The organism is Tardiphaga sp. 862_B3_N4_1, assembly GCF_051811085.1.
Classification (GTDB): domain Bacteria; phylum Pseudomonadota; class Alphaproteobacteria; order Rhizobiales; family Xanthobacteraceae; genus Tardiphaga; species Tardiphaga robiniae.
This window is the reverse complement of the sequence record NZ_JBPWQB010000002.1, coordinates 261,919-277,837: the sequence shown is the minus strand read 5'-3', so window position 1 is coordinate 277,837 and position 15,919 is coordinate 261,919. Positions and strand designations below refer to the sequence as shown.

The following is a 15,919-nucleotide window of genomic DNA, read 5'->3' as shown; positions in this document are numbered from 1 at the left end:
AACAGGCCGATCAGGTCACAGGGAAATCATGCCGCGGCGCCGCGAGCCGCGAAACCGTTCATGAGGCTGTCGAGGGCGATATCGTAATCGGTCGCGAGCTGGCGGATGGCATCCGCCACATCCGGAACCTTGCCGCGGGCCGAGGCACGGGCGAATTGAAACTGCATGATCTTGGTGCCGCCGGCGATCGCCTCCGCGGCCAGCCTGGCGCGCTCAAGCGTCGGGTCACCGTGCTCCTGCAACCACGCCAGATAGGTCGCGAGCAGTTCGAAATTCGCGCCGGCCTGACGTAATGTACTGAAAGCGTAGGCGTGAAACCACTCAGGAGGCCGTTCCATCAGCCGGCCTATGTCGGCACCGATCACGCCGCCCCATGCGGTAAATGGATTCCGCGCCGGACGACGACACAGATGTTGCGCCAGCAACGTGCGAGACATTTCGATCTGCTTATGAGCAGAAGACGCCGGACCAAACTTGATGAATTCGACGTAAGGGAAAAGCGGCAGGCCGTTGTCACGCACGGGCCGCAACAGCGCCTCGAAATCCTCGCCTTCGAGACGGAAGTATCCGCCGTTATGAAAGTAATCGAGCCGGCGGTCGACCGAATCCAGGACGTTGACGCCGATGGTCGTTTTGCTGTGGCTGTGGCGATAGGTGATGCCGCGGGTATCCGGCAGATAGTAGGAATCGACCTCGATCAGCGGCAGACGGCCGCTTGCCAGCTGCACGCGGGCGTGCTCTTCCAGCTGATCGAAGATCGCGAGCTCCAGAATCTCGACCCCGTACAGCAGCGCGAGATCGGCGGCCGGAATCTTGAAAAACGTGAACTGGTCGCCCTCGTAATCCTGCGCGACCGTGAAAGCCAGCGCGGCGCGGGGATCATGCCCGCGCTGGGCCAGCACCTCGATCAGCAGATCGACGTAGCAGTTGGTCTCGGGCCAGTTGCGCGCGGGATCATGCAGCCCGTGACGCACATAGGTTGCGGGATCCAGTCCATCGATGGCGCAGGCGGTTTGCAAGGCCTAGCCCCACAGCACGCGGCGGACATCCGCGGGCCACGCGTCGACCTTGGTGCCGTGGTGACGGAATAGCGCCAGCGCCGTCCGCTCCAGGCCGAAGCCGACGCAGGCCGAATGTGCGACTTCGCCGCCTGCGAAATGCACGCCCCACAGGCTGCCGAAATGGCTCTGATGATAGTTGAATGACAGACACGCGGTCGGATTTTCATCGCTGGCGACCGGGATCAGCAACTCAAATTTCAGACCTTGGTCGCGCTGGCTCGACGCCATGACGCGGCCAGTGCGCCCGAAGAAGGGATCGTTGGCCACATCGATAACGCAAGGCAGGCCCAACGAAGCGATCAGCTTTTCGCCGCGCTCGAGCCAAGTGGCCCGGAAAGATATCACTTCGTCGGCCGTGCCGATGCGGACGAATTCGCGCATCCGGAACAGCTGCATCCGCGCCGGATCCTTCGAGGGCTCATGGCGGAAGCAGTATGACTTGAGATCGAACAGCCGACCGCCTTCCGGCACCGGACCTTCCGCCGCGACAGTAGGATAAAGCGGGTAGCAGGCAGCTGGCGTCAGCGCGACTTCCGTCGCATCCTGCATCTCGGTCCAGTCTTCGCCCCGCTCGATCATGCCGACGAGCTTGGCATGGTCGGCGTTATCGCCCATGAAAGAGTGGACGCAGCCGGCCAATTGCGGAAAGCTCTTCAGGTAACCGGCTTTCACAAGATTTTTGCGCGGCATGCCTGGCGGAAAATGAATCCGCGTCGCCTGATCGCCGACGGCTATTTTCGTCACCGCGGCTTCGAACCCGTCGATGACCTCTTCGAACACACCGGCGCGGCCATAGAGCCCGTCGACGCCGGTCCTGATCAGGATCGACTCGTCGAACAGGGCGTCGAGAAATGCTTCCGGACTTTGCACGACTTTAACAGGCGCGTTCATCGCTATCACTCCAGATCTGAGTCAAATCGGCTCGCGACCACGAGGCCAGCGGTGTTGGCGAGGATGCGATCGTTAGCCACCATCAGCGGCGCCGACAGCACATCCCTGAGATGGCGGCCGACCGAGAATGGACCGTCGTTGCGATAGCCGGCGATGCCCGTCACCATCAGCGCTTCACGTACGATGTCGACGGCCATGGTCGAAGCCATGACCTTGAGATTGTTCATTTCGATCGCGAAATTGATCGAGCTGAGATCGTCTTCGTTGCGCTTCGCAGTCTCGAACCGCTCAATATGGGCGACGAGCGTGGACTTGAACGTCTGCAATTTGGCGGTGGCCTCGGCCAGTCGAGCCGCGCCTGGGAGCGGCCCCGCGAAATCGGACGGCACGCGCCGCGCCGTTGCTCGAACCGAGGCATGCCCGCGCGACAAAGCATCGGTCGCGATCCCGAACCAGACGCTCGCCCACAGAACATGCGCGGTGGCCAGCATGGATTGCACCGCGATCTCGTGGAACGGCTTCGGAAAGATCTGATCGGCTCCGGCTGTTGCCGTCAGCAGGAAACCCTCGGAGCAGGTGGCGCGCATGCCGAGCGTATTCCACTCAGCGGTGCGCTGAAGTTGGTAGTCGCTACGCCGCAGCGCGATCAGGACCTGATCGGACCCGACGGACGCCGGAGCGCGCCGCGCGGTCGCCATGATGATATCGGCTTCTGCGGCATAGGACAGGACACTTGCCTGCTTTGTCAGCGAAACCCGATCACCCGTCGTCTCGATCGCGCAATTCGATATCCGCAGATCGCCGCCGATACCAGCCTCCGTGGTCGACGACGCGATCAGCAGCTGCTCGACAGCTACATCGCGCATGAGCCCGCGATGATATTCGGTTTGCATACCATGGGCGACCAGGCTCGATAGCTTGATCTGATGCATGGCGTAAATCATGCCGCTGGCGCCGCACGCGCCCGCGAGAATCGCGCAAAGATTGGCAATCTTGCGCAATTCCAATTCCTGACCACCAAGGCTTCTAGGTACCATCAAGCCGAGCATCTTGTTACGACGAAGAGCTTCGAATGTCTGCGCTGGAAACGTCGCGGTTAGGTCCGCAAGAGCGGCATTTGGCGAAGCAACGTCGATGGCAACCCGCCGCATCGCGTCACGCCAGGACACGGCTTCGGGCACGTCAATGCCTTGCTTCACCGCGTTCGGGATCACGACCCTAGACTTTCTCAGAGACGAGCTGTTCGACGGCAGAAATCAACCCACCAAGCGTCGCAAATGTCTTGCGAGTCAGCAGACTGTTGGGAAATTCTATATCGAATTCTTCCTCGATGGCCATCATCAGCTGAACTGAACCGAACGACGTCATGCCCGCATCGAACAGATTGTCCTGGTCGGATAAGCCATCGACTGGAACGGGAAGTAGGTTCAGCGATCCGACAATGGTGCGGACACGGTCACGCATGAAGTTTCTCCAACGCTACAAAAAGTCCATTGCTTCGCCAGGGATGCGAGCGGCTCATAGTGATATGGACCAGATACCAATCAAAGGTAGAGAGAATCGTAATAAGCCTCAAATGCAACAGACCGTTCCGGCGTCAAGATTAACAAAATGAAGATGCAATCACGCAAAATGGACGCTTTCGTCAATCCTGGCGCGGGTTGCTGCGGTCGCGATTATCAGTCGGGTGCTTTTGAGCCACGGCGCTGATGGCAGGATCAGCGGCTTCAAGTCGATAGCGCGAGATAATGCACCATGATTAGGAAATAGCTAACTATCGGCGGCAACGTATCGCGCCGGGTACACGTTAATGATGGAACGCGATATCGAATGACACCTTCGTCGCCCCTGAGTTAATAAATTGGCATCCGGCAAGGGCGGCTGCTAAGCAGCGAAAATATCGATATGCTGACGCCGTTCGGCCGACGAATTGGATTCGGCAAACTGTGATAGTTTCAAGATCATGACATCCCGATATGGCGCACCTGTAACGTTCGATACTTTCGGCGGCTTTTATCACACGGGCTGCATTGACCGGTGCGGACGCAAGGCGGTGCTGTTGCTTGCACCGATCGGATATGAGGAATTGTGTACCCGCGCCACATGGAGTGCTTTGGCCGAGTACATCGCGGCGGCAGGTCATGCATGCCTCAGATTCGATTATCCCGGCACGGCAGATGCTATCGATCTCGCCGGCGACCCCGAAGGCATCTCTGACTGGTTTGTTGCTGCCCGTGAGTGCGTTGCATTCTTGCGGGAATACAATCCCGGCATCGAACTCGTTCTGGTCGGACAAGGCCTTGGCGCGAGTCTGGCCGTCCAACTCGCAACCGAATTACCGGACGTCGCAGCAACGGTCCTGATGGCGCCGGTCGTCAAAGGCCGCGCCTATCTTCGTGAACTCCAGGCCTGGTCACGCATGTTGACCGACCGGATGGGTATCGGGCCCGACCCTTCCGACAACGGCTACAGCGTCGCTGGTATTCCTCTGGCAAGCGGCCGTGCCGCAGCCATCAAAACTATCGATCTTACTCGGACAACTGAGCCTCCCGCCGCACGGGTCCTGTTGGTCGAGCGCAGTCAAATGTCCCGCGACAGCTCAATCGGCAGCCACCTGAAGACGCTCGGAGCCGATGTTTCGTCCATCGACTACGAGGGATACGAAAATATCCTGCAAAATCCAAGCTTGGCCGGTCCACAGCTCGGCACGCTGACACGCATTGTGTCATGGATCGACAATCTCGGGCATCTTCCAATCGCGGGCGCCAACTGTTCTGCCAAAGTGGTAGGGCCCGCGCGGCCAATCGCCGGACCTCACTATGACGAGTTGCCGGTTCGGTTTGGGCCAGACGAGCGGCTCTTCGGAGTCCTGTGTCTGCCGCTCGGTCGAAGGCCTACAGCTATCGCAGTGCTCGCTAATTCGGGGCGCGACTATCACATCGGCTGGGGTCGCGCGGCAGTAGAACAGGCTCGGGCCCTCGCGGAGCGCGGGATCGCTTCGTTGAGAATCGACGCCGGCGGTATAGGCGACAGTGCGGCGTCGGCAGGCGCGCCGGCCGAAGTGCTTTATTCGGAAGAGCAAACTGCTGACCTGCGTCACGCGATCGACTATGTAGAGAAGCTCGATGCCGGCCCGATCGCCTTGGTCGGACGCTGCAGCGGTGCTTACGCCGCATTCCTTGCAGCGGTGCAAGATGTGCGCGTTCGCAATGTCGTCGCCATCAATATCATGCGTTTTGTCTGGGACCCACGGGAAACCGTCGCTGAAGCCTTGTTATCGGCCCATCGCACCATCGGCGGGTCCCTTGCGATGTTGTTTAGCAAGCGAAGCCTGAGACGACTGCTGTCAGGCAATTTGCGCGTCAAAGCTCCGGTTATTTCTCTCTCAAGACGCCTTGTTCGAACTGTCTCATTAATAGCCAGCCACATCCCGGGCGGGGCCGGCCAGAAGCTCTACAGCGAGGGTCATCGCCGCTTCCAAATTCTCGAAAGTCGCGGCGTTTGTCTAGCGATGTTTTTTTCGGAAGGAGATCACGCGCTGGGCGAATTCCGCACGTATATGGGAAGAAGGGGCGCGCGGCTACGCCGCTATACGAAGGCTTCGTTTTCGATAATACCTGATGCCGACCACGATTTCACCCATTCGGCGGCGCGTGCGCGACTAACGAACGCCTTGTGCGACGTGCTTGCGGCACCTTCGTCACCGCCATCTCGCGAACAGCGCCGACAGGCATCCAGGTTTCCCTTGAGATCTCTTTTGCGCCGTTAACGTTCCTTGACTGCTTCGTCTTGTCCTCGGGCTGAGGAGCCTTATGGAAACGTGTTCATGTCGCTTATCTGCGTACGATTAGATGAAGCTTAACCCTATAGACCTTGTGGAGGAGGGCCATTATGTCTGACTCAGAGGTCAGCTCTCAACGGCTGACAAAATTTCCGGCGTTTGACGGCTTTCGTGGCGTCGCGGTGCTCGTTGTCGTCTTCAGCCACTTGCCGCAAGTTGTTGACAGTGAGCTATATAACGTCGCTTGGAAGCTCAATCAGGCGCCGCGGACAGGTTATGTGGCGCTGGACATTTTCTTTGCCATCAGCGGCTTCTTCATTACCCGGCTGTTGCTGCGGGAACGCGCCAAGACCGGCCGTATTTCCTTCTCTAACTTTTATGGGCGCCGCGCCCTGCGCATTTTCCCGGTCTATTATATGGCCGTAGTCTCTTGCTACTTCGTTTTTCATTTTGGGGCGTGGGATACGCTCAGTCTGCTGTCCTACACGTCCAATTTCTACCACCCTTTTCATCCTGCGCCGCATCCGCTCGAGCAAACATGGTCGCTCTCCGTCGAGGAGCAGTTTTATTTCTTCTGGCCGCTGCTGGTCCTGTTGGTGCCGCAGCGCCTGTTGAGCGTTGTTACGGGGCGCGTGATTCCAGCACTTGCAATTGTCAGCGGGCTCGTGATCGCTGCAATTTATGGCAGCCGGGATAATGTTTTGTCCGGCGATCTCGTTTATATGTCGATCTTTACGCGCATGCTGTCGCTATCGCTTGGCGGTTGGTTGGCGGTGCGCGAGTTTGAAAAACGCTCGCTGCATGGACTGCATTGCGTGCTGTTGCTGGCTGTCGCGATCTTACTGCTGATTGTCGATCGGGTCGGCCGGGACACTGGCATCATCACGTCTCAAGCGGCATATTGGACGGTGGCCCTGGCTGCCTACGCTATGATCAGTGTATCCTTCGTCAGCACGATGGTTTTCGATGATGGCATCGTGAAGCGTGGGCTGACCACATTTCTGTCGATGCCGATCTTGCGCGGCTTCGGCCACATCTCCTACGCGATGTACGTTGTCCATCTCCCGGTGTTGTTCTATTTGGGCTTGAACGACGGTGCGCTAAACGGCAATAAAGCGCCATTGATGCAGGTGGCCCTCGCCTTCGCGATTACCCTTGCGCTTTCTGTTCTCTCGTATTTTGCTCTCGAGAGCCCGCTATCATCCTTCAGGGCAAACTTTGGCGGAGCGCCGGGGCAGCCTGCGGAGAGCCCCGTCGTTGAAGCGTTACCCACAGGGGCGCCGTCAAATTGAAGTCTGCGTCCCTGTCTTGTCGCGCCCAATACAGCAGACTGTCCGCGATCGTTGGGAGGCTTTAGGTGAGAGATGGCGGTCTCCTAGAGACCGTTTACGTTAATCAGAACTCCCCGCGATTGCTGTAGACAAGTACCGATAATAGCTGTTCGGTCCTCGGTGGCGGCTGAGGCAAATGCTGCGAACCTGACGATTAGATTAAAATTGGAAGTACTTCCGGAGTTTTACGGCTTCCAAGGGATGGGTGGCGCCATTTGCTCCCTCAATATCCTGCACTGCAGTTCATGTTTGGTATCAGGCAATCTTCAGAAGGCATCCTTTATGGGAAATCTGGCCGATCTCTACCATCTGTCGCGCTTCGCAAACCGTCATCCGCTGGCGCGCGAGAATAAACGTCGCACGTTCTTAAGGTTCATGCGATGGCAGGTTGCCAGCCGCGCCATTCAACAGCCCATCGTTTTACCCTTCGTCGGAGATTCCCGGCTTATTATATCCAAACAGATGCCGGGTGCTGCGGTGAATTATTACTTCGGCTTGCCTGAGGTCGAAGAGGTCTCGCTCGCGCTTCACTTCCTTAGAGAAGGTGATCTTTTGGGAGATGTCGGCGCCAATATCGGCGCACTTTCGATTGCGGCAAGCAGCGTAGCAAAAGCACGCGTGATCGCCATGGAACCGGTGCCGTCGACATTCAAAGCTCTGCGCGACAATGTCGCGATCAATGAGGTATCGAACCTGGTGACCACGCTCAACATGGGGGCGGGAAAGGAGGCTTCCGATCTGAATTTCTCCACCGACCGCGGGGGAAACGACCGGATCGTCTTGGATGGTTCGGGGCTATCAATTCCCGTCCGAGCACTTGACGACGTGCTCCCCGAGACTCCGAACATGCTGGTTATCGATGTGGAGGGATTTGAACCCGCGGTAATCGCGGGAGCGAAACGGCTTCTTGCTGATTCCAAGCTTGAGATCGTCATCGTTGAGACGCTCGGGCTGGCCTCCGACTACAATCTCGACGATCGCGCGATGCATGAGACGATTCTCAGTAATGGTTTCGTTACAGCGAAGTACGATGGATTCACGCGCGTACTGGAACCGACAATGGGCATGGATAGATTCAATACAATCTATGTGCGTGATGTAGCGAGGGTGAGTGAGAAAGTCCGCAAGGCAAATGCTTTCCGAGTCGGCGACCGCCTTATCTGAGATCACCTGGTGCCAGTGTTAACACGAGCCGCAGCGTGTATGTGCGGTAATGATCGGTGTATCGACGAGACTCAGACTGTGTGAATCGGTGTTACCAAATTTTCGCTGCGATTTTGTCGAGCGCCGCGTTGCGTCCTTTGATCGGTCATGGGTGTGAGGATGCATCATTCGGGCCACATTAGGCAGATGAGACCTAACGGGGGGCAGAAATCGCTGACGGCGTCCTTTCTATCTCGGGCGAGAAGAAGTCGGAATCGGAAGACAAGGGGCGTCGATTCAGCGAGCGATACTACGGCCGGGTGCGCCATGACCCATTTCAGGAAGAACTGCGCCCAACTGGTCGCTCCGAACTCCTGCGCGAAGCCCGGTAGTGCCCGTCCCTCGACCACCTTCATCAGGCGTGCTTTCTCAAGCGGCAGGTTGATGAGCACGCCGACGCCCTTGTCGGCGGCCGCTGGGAGCAGGCGGCGCTCGGCATCGCGATTGAATATCGAGTAGTTGGTCTGGACGAAGTCCACACCGTCGCGTTCCACGATGGTCGTCAACTGATCCTGCGCCGCCGACTCATGGTGGGTCACGCCCACATGGCGTATGAGGCCTTCGCGCTTCCAGGACTTCATGAGCGGGATGATGACGGGCGCATTGGTGATGCTGTGGCATTGCATGAGATTGATCGTCGCGCGCCAGGTGCGCAGCCGCGACTGTCGAAAGCTTTCCTCGGCGTGGCTCTCATCACCGAGATATTCTCCGGTGGCCCAGACCTTGTTGGCGAGGAACATCCCGTCAGATCCCGCATACTCGCCCATGAACTGGCTGACGCTGACCTCAGCCGAGCCATAAAGCGGCGAGGTGTCGACGACGCGGCCGCCCGCGGCAACATATCGCTCGAAGACCTGCCGGAGACCGTCGCGGCGCGCGCCGGGCTTCAGATCGAATGTCAGGAAGGTGCCGAGGCCGAGAGCGGTGAGCCGCTCACGGGTGCGCCGCAAGGTGCGGGTCAGCACATCTGGACTGGTCCCCGAAGCGGGCGAAGCCACCTCCGTCCGCTGGGCCTGCGTCGTCACCTGGGCCTGTGCCGTCGCCTGGGTGGCGAGACCGAGCCCCGTTGCCGCCGCGCCCATCGTGCCGAGGAAAGTGCGTCGATTGATCTTCGATTGGTCCACGAGGGCCTCCTCTTTCCTGAGCGTCAGAACTGCCAGTTGGCGGGCACCCAGGCGTAGGCGCCATCGGTCTTCAGCAGCCGGCCGAGGCCCGGGAACGGAAAGTGGAAGAACGCAGTGATAGTCCACCACAGCCCTTTCGATCGCACAGCGCTTGCGCGCGCTGCTGGGCGATACCGGACGGGCGGGCTACCGTGCACCTGGGTGGATTCCTGCCAAGCCGCGAAACGGACTTGGGATCAGTTTCGAGGGAACGGCGGCTACGGTCTTGCGAACCTTACCAAATCGTTCGGGATCGAGTTTACGCATCATCAGGCCGTCGATGACGCACGAGCATCTGGAATGTTGATGTTGCTCGCGATAGAGGCCAGCGGAACACCGCTGCATCGATGGGTTGATGACATAGGTTACGCGTCGACGGTCGATACATCTCCGCGTCGCATTCAGGCGCCTGCTTATGCCGGCAAAAAAGTCGCTCAGTCCGGCCTGTCTGATGGCCCGCTTGCAGGCGAAACGGTCGTTTTCACGGGCGCTCTTCAGATCGCGCGACAGCAAGCTGCCAGCGCCGCCGCGTCGGCCGGCTGCGATGTCGCCGACAGCGTGACCAAGAAAACGACGATTCTCGTGGTCGGAGACCAGGATCTGCGGTTGACGAAGGGGCAGGAAAAGAGATCGAAACACCGCAAGGCGGAAAGCATGATCGCCAATGGCGCGACCATCCGCATCGTAGGAGAGACGGATTTCATGCTGATGGTGCAGTAACTCGCGCCCTGCTCCCTCTCATTGGTTGTGATTGATCGGCATGAACATGTGGAGTGTGGCGAGCCTGCGCACATCGACGTTCACTACGAGTCAACACTCAAGAGCGATGCTGCATATGTTCGGGCCTTTTCCAGCGCTCTGGCTTCTACCTGACGTACCCGCTCCCGTGACACGCTCAATTCTGCGGCCAGCTCATCAAGTGTAAGCGGGGCGTCCGATAGCCATCGTGCTTCGATAATTCGCTGCTCCCTCGGTTTCAGCTGGTCGAGTGCTCGCCTGAGGATCTGCCGCCTCCAGTTTAGCTCGCTGCGTTCCGCGACATCCTCTTCAAAATTAGACGTGGGATCAGGCAGGCGCTCCTGCCACTCGGCTCCCTCTTCGTCATTCTCTCTTGACGTTGCGTTGAGCGACATGTCCCCGAGGAACCGACGATTCATATCGATCACCTCGCTCTCGGGCACGTTCAAGCGATGCGCAATCGTTGCGACGTGGTCGGGCTGCATGTCGGCGTCTTCAAGAGCTGCGATCTTGCTCTTTAGACGACGCAAGTTGAAGAACAGCCGCTTTTGGGTCGAAGTGGCGCTTATGTGGACGATCGACCAGGAACGCAGGATGTAATCTTGGATCGTCGCCTTGATCCACCAGGTGGCGTAGGTCGCAAGTTTGAACCCTTTGGCCGGATCAAATCGTTTCACGGCTTGCATCAGGCCGATGTTGCCTTCCGAAATGACGTCGGCGATAGGCAGCCCATAGCCGCGATAGCGCATCGCCAATTTGGCGACCAGACGGAGATGACTTGTCACAAGATGATAGGCAGCGTCCCTGTCGCCGTCTTCGCGTAAGCGCCTGGCGTAGGCGAGCTCCTCTTCAGGTTTGAGGAGAGGAAACTGCTTAATCGCGGTAAGATAATTTGTGAGGCCCTCTCCAGCGGCCAAGGCTGGAAATGCGAACTGCGTCATGCCTGTCTCCTGGCGATTTCACGAACGATCAGCGCACCATTCGAATATCGCGCGTATCCGCGACGGCCGAAGCCGTCGCGGAACGATTGCACAAAGTGATCGAATAGGCGTCAGGCCGCCTTGGCTTCAAGTTGCTCGACGTTTGAGCGCGGGCCAGCGTTGATGGCGATCTTTCGCGGCTTCATGGCCTCGGGAATCTCGCGGATCAGGTTGATCTGCAGAAGGCCGTTCTCGAAAGTCGCGCTGGTTACCTGGACGTGGTCGGCGAGGTTGAACTGCCGCTTGAACGCGCGACCGGAGATGCCCTGGAAAAGGAAGTCACGCTTCTGTTCACCTTTGCGGCCCTCGACAGTCAGAACGTTCTGCTCTGCCGTCAAGCTGATCTCGTCCGGCGAGAAACCCGCCAGAGCCAGGGAGATGAGGTATCGGTCGTCACCGACACGCTCGATATTGTATGGGGGAAAACTGTCCTCGTTGGCGCGTTGTGCGGCATCCACAAGATCAAACAGGCGGTCGAAGCCAATGCTTGAGCGCCAAAGCGGAGCAAAGTCATAAGTCTTCATAGCCAAATCCTCCAATGAGCAAGATGGGTATGAGCAGGCGCCGGACACCCCCGGCGTCCGCCTCACACTGGACCCGACCTCTGGCGTCCAGCAGCACTAAAATAAAAAAAACTGCGAGAAAGTTTCAAGGGGGCGTCGCAAATTTTTTTGGGCTTCTGCCAGGGCGATGTTCTTGACCTGCCGGCCGACCGCTCTACATCGCTCGTCGCCGTCTTAAACAGAAAGGAGTAAAGGAGGCGACCATGAAATCGAACCAGACACTCTTCGACATTCATGCAAATTCACTTCTGGCAGCAACCTACAGCGACCCGTCAGAGGTGCTCGCTAACCCGGTCCTCTCAAGCCTAGAAAAGCGCTGCGTGCTGGCGGCATGGGCGTCCGACGCATTTGCCGTCGAGAATAGTCCGTGGCTCAGGCAACTTCCCGGTTCACCGACCGCTATCCCGGTGGGACGCATCCTGAGTGCTTTGAGAGACCTCGATGAGGAGGATGATCCTCCCCCTCTGAGCGGTGCGCCGGCGGCGCGGCTTCCCATTTTGGAAGAGCCCAAATTGGCGGTCGGCTTTTAGGCTAACGTCGAGCCATGACGTAGTTAGGGACATTCATCTCGATTGCGGTCGAGACGCTTGATGACGAGCCCGCCGTGGGTGCGGCGGGCTCAAACCTCGGCCAGGGGCGCTGCACCAATAGGATCTGGAGCAGCGATGGGTACCCCTTCCCTTCGAAAGCATGGCATCCGATGCGCAAGCGGCGAGAAGCCTTGTCGTGACGTGCGGGATAAACGGACACCTAACTCTCTGAGAGTCGCAAAACCTTCACTGCGGAATATCTTCTTGCACACGTACCGGCGCAACACCCGTTCGGTCGGAAGGTGGTGCCGAATCCAGTTCGACGTTCTCAGCTGCTATTTACCCAAATTATACCAAGATGCAGGGCGCGCCCCTACCGACGCATCATCCGCTCAAATCGTTTAAGGCTGCATGCTACCAAGCTAGTTCTATTATTGTGCGCGTTCGTCTTGGTGGGGAAAGATGGCCGTTCGAAGATTGTCATTGGGGCAGCCTCCCGCACCAGAAGCGCGGAGGCGCTGGCATGAGGAGCGGTCGCTGCATCGCGCGATGAGGATGGCTCGCGTATGGTATTGGGAGTCGCACAGCGCCACTGCGGCCAATTTCTGGGAATCAGCAGAATTCGCTTCCCTTTACGACTTCCAAACTCCCGATGGTTCCGCTCCCATTGCTGCAATGCGAGAGCGTTACCTACCCGAAAGCCGCGATGTTTTAGCGGCCCATTACTCAGCATGTTGGGCGGAGGGTCAGCCATTTGCGATACAGACGAAACTTCTCAGATCCGATGGCACTCAGCTTGATTGCGTAGTGCATGGCGAACCAGAGTTCGCCCCGAACGGTCAGGTTCAGCGGGTGTTCGGCGTTGTCCGGGACGTAACCCCGGAAACTTCTGCCCTACGACTTTTGGCAGAGAGCGAACAGCGGCTCGCGGATTTCGTCAGTACCGCTTCGGACTGGTGTTGGGAGACTGGCCCCGACCATCGGCTGCTTCCCTATCCTAAGTCACTTGATGGAAATGCAGCCTTACAAAATGTAGCTTCCGGCGGAAAGGCGCGCTGGGAGCTATCTTATGCACCCGAAGAAGAAGGCTCCATGGCCTTGCACAGGGCGGACATGGAAGCCCAGCGCCCCTTCCGTGACTTTGTCTACACATCGATTGGGAATGATGGCTCGCGGATCAGTATTTGCACGAGCGGCAAGCCGATCTTCGCCGATGACGGGACATTCCTAGGCTATCGCGGCACGGCGAGCGATATCACACAGCTCAGAACAGCCCGCGCGTTGCTCGACCAGCGAACCCACGCTCTGGAAGATGCTCATCGCCTGGGCAAAATAGGAACCTGGAATCACCGACTGGACACCCGCCGAACGGTATGGTCGCTTGAACTCTATCAAATGCTTGGCCTGGACCCTACCACCTTTGAACCAACCGATGAGAGTACCAGGCCTTATTTTCTAGAAAACGATGCCGATCGTCTTCTGAACATGCAGAAGCGCATTCTTCGCAGCAGCAAGACGGAAGCCACAGACATACGAATTGTGCACGCTGACGGCACGACGCGCGATCTGGCCGTCATATGCAAAGCGGAGATTATTCACGGAGAGATTGTCGGCATAGTTGGCACTGCTCAAGATGTCACCGATCGCAAAGAAGCTGAGCGCAAGCTCGAGCTGCTTGCTTATACCGATCCTTTGACAGGACTTGCCAATCGCGCTCTCTTTAAGCGTAAACTCGCCGGTCTTTTCGAGAAGCCGATCTCGGAAAACGGACACGACGCTCTGTTACTAATAGACCTTGATCGATTTAAAGAGATCAACGATTCCCTCGGTCATTCCGCTGGCGACAGCTTGCTGATCCACGTCGCGAATGTCCTGAGACAAGAGCTGGGTCCGCAAGCTTTCGTTGCCCGGATCGGCGGCGACGAATTTGCCGTGCTGACGGACGAGCCCTCCACGTCTGCCAAAGCGCTGCTCATCCTAGCAAATCGGCTTATCGCTAAGTTATCGGTCCCCGTCGAACTCGCCGAAGGCGAGGCCTGCATTGGCGCCACCATCGGCATTGCTGTCTTGCCAGAACATGGGGCAACGGCGGAGAAAGCTTCTCGCAACGCAGACCTTGCGCTTTACATGGCCAAAGAGGCAGGACGCGGCCGAGCGCAGCTTTTTGAGCCTATTTACGCTCAGGCGGCTGATCAAAGGCTAGACCTCGGCCGACGCCTCCGCCACGCCGTAGAGACTGGGGGCCTCGAAGCACATTACCAGCCACAAGTCGATTTGAAGACCGGCCGCGTAAGTGGTTTCGAAGCGCTACTGCGCTGGGATCATCCTGAGCGGGGGCCGATTGCACCTTCGGAGCTCATTCCCATTGCGGAAAGTACTGGTCTCATTGTTGATCTCGGCCATTGGGTGCTACGCAACGCCTGCAAGCAAATGCGCAGTTGGCTAGATGCCGGATTGCCGCCACGATCCATTTCGGTGAACGTTTCTCCGGCTCAAATCTGCAGTGGGGATTTTGAGGCAGTAGTTTCAACTGTGCTCGCAGAGACCGGCCTTCCTTCAGAACTGCTCTGCCTGGAACTGACTGAAAATTTGTTTGTCGATCATACCAAGCAGAAAGTCAGTAGCACGCTTGCAGCCTTATCGAAATTGGGCGTCCAGCTGGCGCTTGATGATTTCGGCTCCGGCTATTCTTCGCTCGGCTATTTGACGCGTCTTCCATTCAATTGTCTGAAGATTGATCGGACATTCGTGGACGGCATTGCAACCGTGCCCGAGAAACGTAAGCTGCTCGGTGGGATGATCGCTCTATCGCATGGGCTGGGAATGAGTGTCGTCGCCGAAGGGGCCGAAATGGCGACGGAGGTGGACTTGCTCGCCGCGTTCGATTGCGATTTCGTGCAGGGCTACGTCTTCTCTCCGCCTATCGCAGCCGAGCAAGCGCCTTTGGTGGCGGCCAACATAGAACGCGACGCCAGATGGACGAAGTCGAAAATCATAACCATCATCCCGGAATAAAAGCCGAGCGTGAGGGATGATGGTTTCAGAAACGCGCACGACGTAAGGAAGCTGTCTTAGGCGCGAGCGCTACTGCCAAAACGAGCACGACCGCCTCTTCGCGAAAGTGGCAGAAGAGATGACGTGTGGCCCCGCTGTTTTCTCAACTTTTGGCGACGCGCGCGTATCTCGCAAACGCCAAGTTTGAACGGTCGCTTCGTGTTCGTAGCGACGGATTTGGAAATCATGACGCGGGCTACGGGGGCACCTGATCCCTCGGAAGATATTGCAACTCGAGTGGCGCGAGACGTAGTCGCGCATAACAGATCCGCAAGTTTCGTATCCTTATCCGATCGGCGGGATCGCGATCCCCGGCTTAGCTGCGGCCGCCAGGTTTCGCGCCGCCGGGATTTGGGTCGACTACACTTTCTCCTGGCTCCTAGTCTCACACCTTCGCTGGTCGCAAAGGGGCGAGAACGCTGGCCAGCAATAGAGCGGGAAATAATGGAGGCCGCCGCGAGTATTGAACGGCACAACTATTGTTTTGCGACGTGGCAGCCCGACGTGACGGCACCTTCAACCCCTATCGTCGTCGAAGGACGTCCGATCTAAGTCGTCAATGTTAGCGCTACCTCGGCTGAACCCGCAAGCAGATGGGTGGAGCCATTACTAGAGCCGCTCGTG

The 15,919-nt window shown here is 58.1% G+C and carries 14 protein-coding genes; 6 read left to right on the top strand and 8 right to left on the bottom strand.

Annotated features, from left to right (window positions below; translation table 11 throughout):
- Nucleotides 1-26 precede the first annotated feature (26 nt).
- Genes AB8B02_RS18620 through AB8B02_RS18605 form a run of 4 tightly spaced genes read right to left on the bottom strand, consistent with a single transcriptional unit; the run spans nt 27 to nt 3,416 of the window.
- Entirely contained in the window at nt 27-1,019 is a 993-nt protein-coding gene (locus AB8B02_RS18620; RefSeq protein WP_439064786.1) for a DUF1839 family protein, read from the bottom strand.
- Nucleotides 1,020-1,022: 3 nt separating this feature from the next.
- On the bottom strand, nt 1,023-1,952 hold the full coding sequence (locus AB8B02_RS18615; RefSeq protein ID WP_439064785.1) for an amino acid--[acyl-carrier-protein] ligase: 930 nt from the start codon (nt 1,950-1,952) through the stop codon (nt 1,023-1,025).
- 5 nt (nt 1,953-1,957) lie between these two features.
- The gene (locus tag AB8B02_RS18610) at nt 1,958-3,151 is read right to left on the bottom strand and encodes an acyl-CoA dehydrogenase family protein (protein WP_439064784.1); all 1,194 of its coding nucleotides are present in this window, start codon (nt 3,149-3,151) and stop codon (nt 1,958-1,960) included.
- 19 nt (nt 3,152-3,170) lie between these two features.
- Nucleotides 3,171-3,416, bottom strand: coding sequence for an acyl carrier protein (locus AB8B02_RS18605; RefSeq protein ID WP_309942668.1), 246 nt, complete (start codon nt 3,414-3,416; stop codon nt 3,171-3,173).
- Nucleotides 3,417-3,915: 499 nt separating this feature from the next.
- Between AB8B02_RS18605 and AB8B02_RS18600 the strand changes: the two genes are divergently transcribed.
- The 3 genes from AB8B02_RS18600 to AB8B02_RS18590 all read left to right on the top strand — a co-directional run bounded on the left by AB8B02_RS18600 (nt 3,916) and on the right by AB8B02_RS18590 (nt 8,228).
- Nucleotides 3,916-5,721, top strand: coding sequence for an alpha/beta fold hydrolase (locus AB8B02_RS18600; RefSeq protein ID WP_439064783.1), 1,806 nt, complete (start codon nt 3,916-3,918; stop codon nt 5,719-5,721).
- A 122-nt stretch (nt 5,722-5,843) separates the two neighbouring features.
- Nucleotides 5,844-7,025, top strand: coding sequence for an acyltransferase family protein (locus AB8B02_RS18595; RefSeq protein ID WP_439064782.1), 1,182 nt, complete (start codon nt 5,844-5,846; stop codon nt 7,023-7,025).
- 204 nt (nt 7,026-7,229) lie between these two features.
- Nucleotides 7,230-8,228 (top strand): FkbM family methyltransferase, encoded by a 999-nt coding sequence (locus AB8B02_RS18590; protein WP_439064781.1) that lies wholly within the window; start codon nt 7,230-7,232, stop codon nt 8,226-8,228.
- 164 nt (nt 8,229-8,392) lie between these two features.
- On the opposite strand, the gene AB8B02_RS18585 is transcribed toward AB8B02_RS18590, so the two are convergent.
- Complete coding sequence (locus AB8B02_RS18585; protein ID WP_439064780.1) at nt 8,393-9,391, bottom strand: aldo/keto reductase; 999 nt, start codon at nt 9,389-9,391, stop codon at nt 8,393-8,395.
- 23 nt (nt 9,392-9,414) lie between these two features.
- A complete protein-coding gene (locus AB8B02_RS18580) occupies nt 9,415-9,537 on the bottom strand; it encodes a hypothetical protein (RefSeq protein ID WP_439065964.1) in 123 nt (40 codons plus the stop codon).
- A 193-nt stretch (nt 9,538-9,730) separates the two neighbouring features.
- Between AB8B02_RS18580 and AB8B02_RS18575 the strand changes: the two genes are divergently transcribed.
- Nucleotides 9,731-10,150 (top strand): BRCT domain-containing protein, encoded by a 420-nt coding sequence (locus AB8B02_RS18575; protein WP_439064779.1) that lies wholly within the window; start codon nt 9,731-9,733, stop codon nt 10,148-10,150.
- An 83-nt stretch (nt 10,151-10,233) separates the two neighbouring features.
- Here AB8B02_RS18575 and rpoH read toward each other — a convergent pair whose 3' ends face one another.
- Nucleotides 10,234-11,109 (bottom strand): RNA polymerase sigma factor RpoH, encoded by an 876-nt coding sequence (gene rpoH, locus AB8B02_RS18570; protein WP_439064778.1) that lies wholly within the window; start codon nt 11,107-11,109, stop codon nt 10,234-10,236.
- 110 nt (nt 11,110-11,219) lie between these two features.
- Nucleotides 11,220-11,672, bottom strand: coding sequence for an Hsp20 family protein (locus AB8B02_RS18565; RefSeq protein ID WP_231081045.1), 453 nt, complete (start codon nt 11,670-11,672; stop codon nt 11,220-11,222).
- 242 nt (nt 11,673-11,914) lie between these two features.
- Here AB8B02_RS18565 and AB8B02_RS18560 point away from each other — a divergent pair, with 242 nt between their 5' ends.
- Complete coding sequence (locus tag AB8B02_RS18560) at nt 11,915-12,241, top strand: hypothetical protein (protein ID WP_120286740.1); 327 nt, start codon at nt 11,915-11,917, stop codon at nt 12,239-12,241.
- Between the two features lie 462 nt (nt 12,242-12,703).
- Nucleotides 12,704-15,256, top strand: coding sequence for a bifunctional diguanylate cyclase/phosphodiesterase (locus tag AB8B02_RS18555; RefSeq protein ID WP_120286741.1), 2,553 nt, complete (start codon nt 12,704-12,706; stop codon nt 15,254-15,256).
- The last annotated feature ends 663 nt before the right edge of the window (nt 15,257-15,919 follow it).

Coding starts and splice junctions, on each gene's coding strand:
- AB8B02_RS18615 (WP_439064785.1), bottom strand. CDS start 1,952: ATGAACGCGCCTGTTAAAGTCGTGCAAAGTCCGGAAGCATTTCTCGAC.
- AB8B02_RS18605 (WP_309942668.1), bottom strand. CDS start 3,416: ATGCGTGACCGTGTCCGCACCATTGTCGGATCGCTGAACCTACTTCCC.
- AB8B02_RS18600 (WP_439064783.1), top strand. CDS start 3,916: ATGACATCCCGATATGGCGCACCTGTAACGTTCGATACTTTCGGCGGC.
- AB8B02_RS18595 (WP_439064782.1), top strand. CDS start 5,844: ATGTCTGACTCAGAGGTCAGCTCTCAACGGCTGACAAAATTTCCGGCG.
- AB8B02_RS18575 (WP_439064779.1), top strand. CDS start 9,731: ATGTTGATGTTGCTCGCGATAGAGGCCAGCGGAACACCGCTGCATCGA.
- rpoH (WP_439064778.1), bottom strand. CDS start 11,109: ATGACGCAGTTCGCATTTCCAGCCTTGGCCGCTGGAGAGGGCCTCACA.
- AB8B02_RS18565 (WP_231081045.1), bottom strand. CDS start 11,672: ATGAAGACTTATGACTTTGCTCCGCTTTGGCGCTCAAGCATTGGCTTC.
- AB8B02_RS18560 (WP_120286740.1), top strand. CDS start 11,915: ATGAAATCGAACCAGACACTCTTCGACATTCATGCAAATTCACTTCTG.
- AB8B02_RS18555 (WP_120286741.1), top strand. CDS start 12,704: ATGGCCGTTCGAAGATTGTCATTGGGGCAGCCTCCCGCACCAGAAGCG.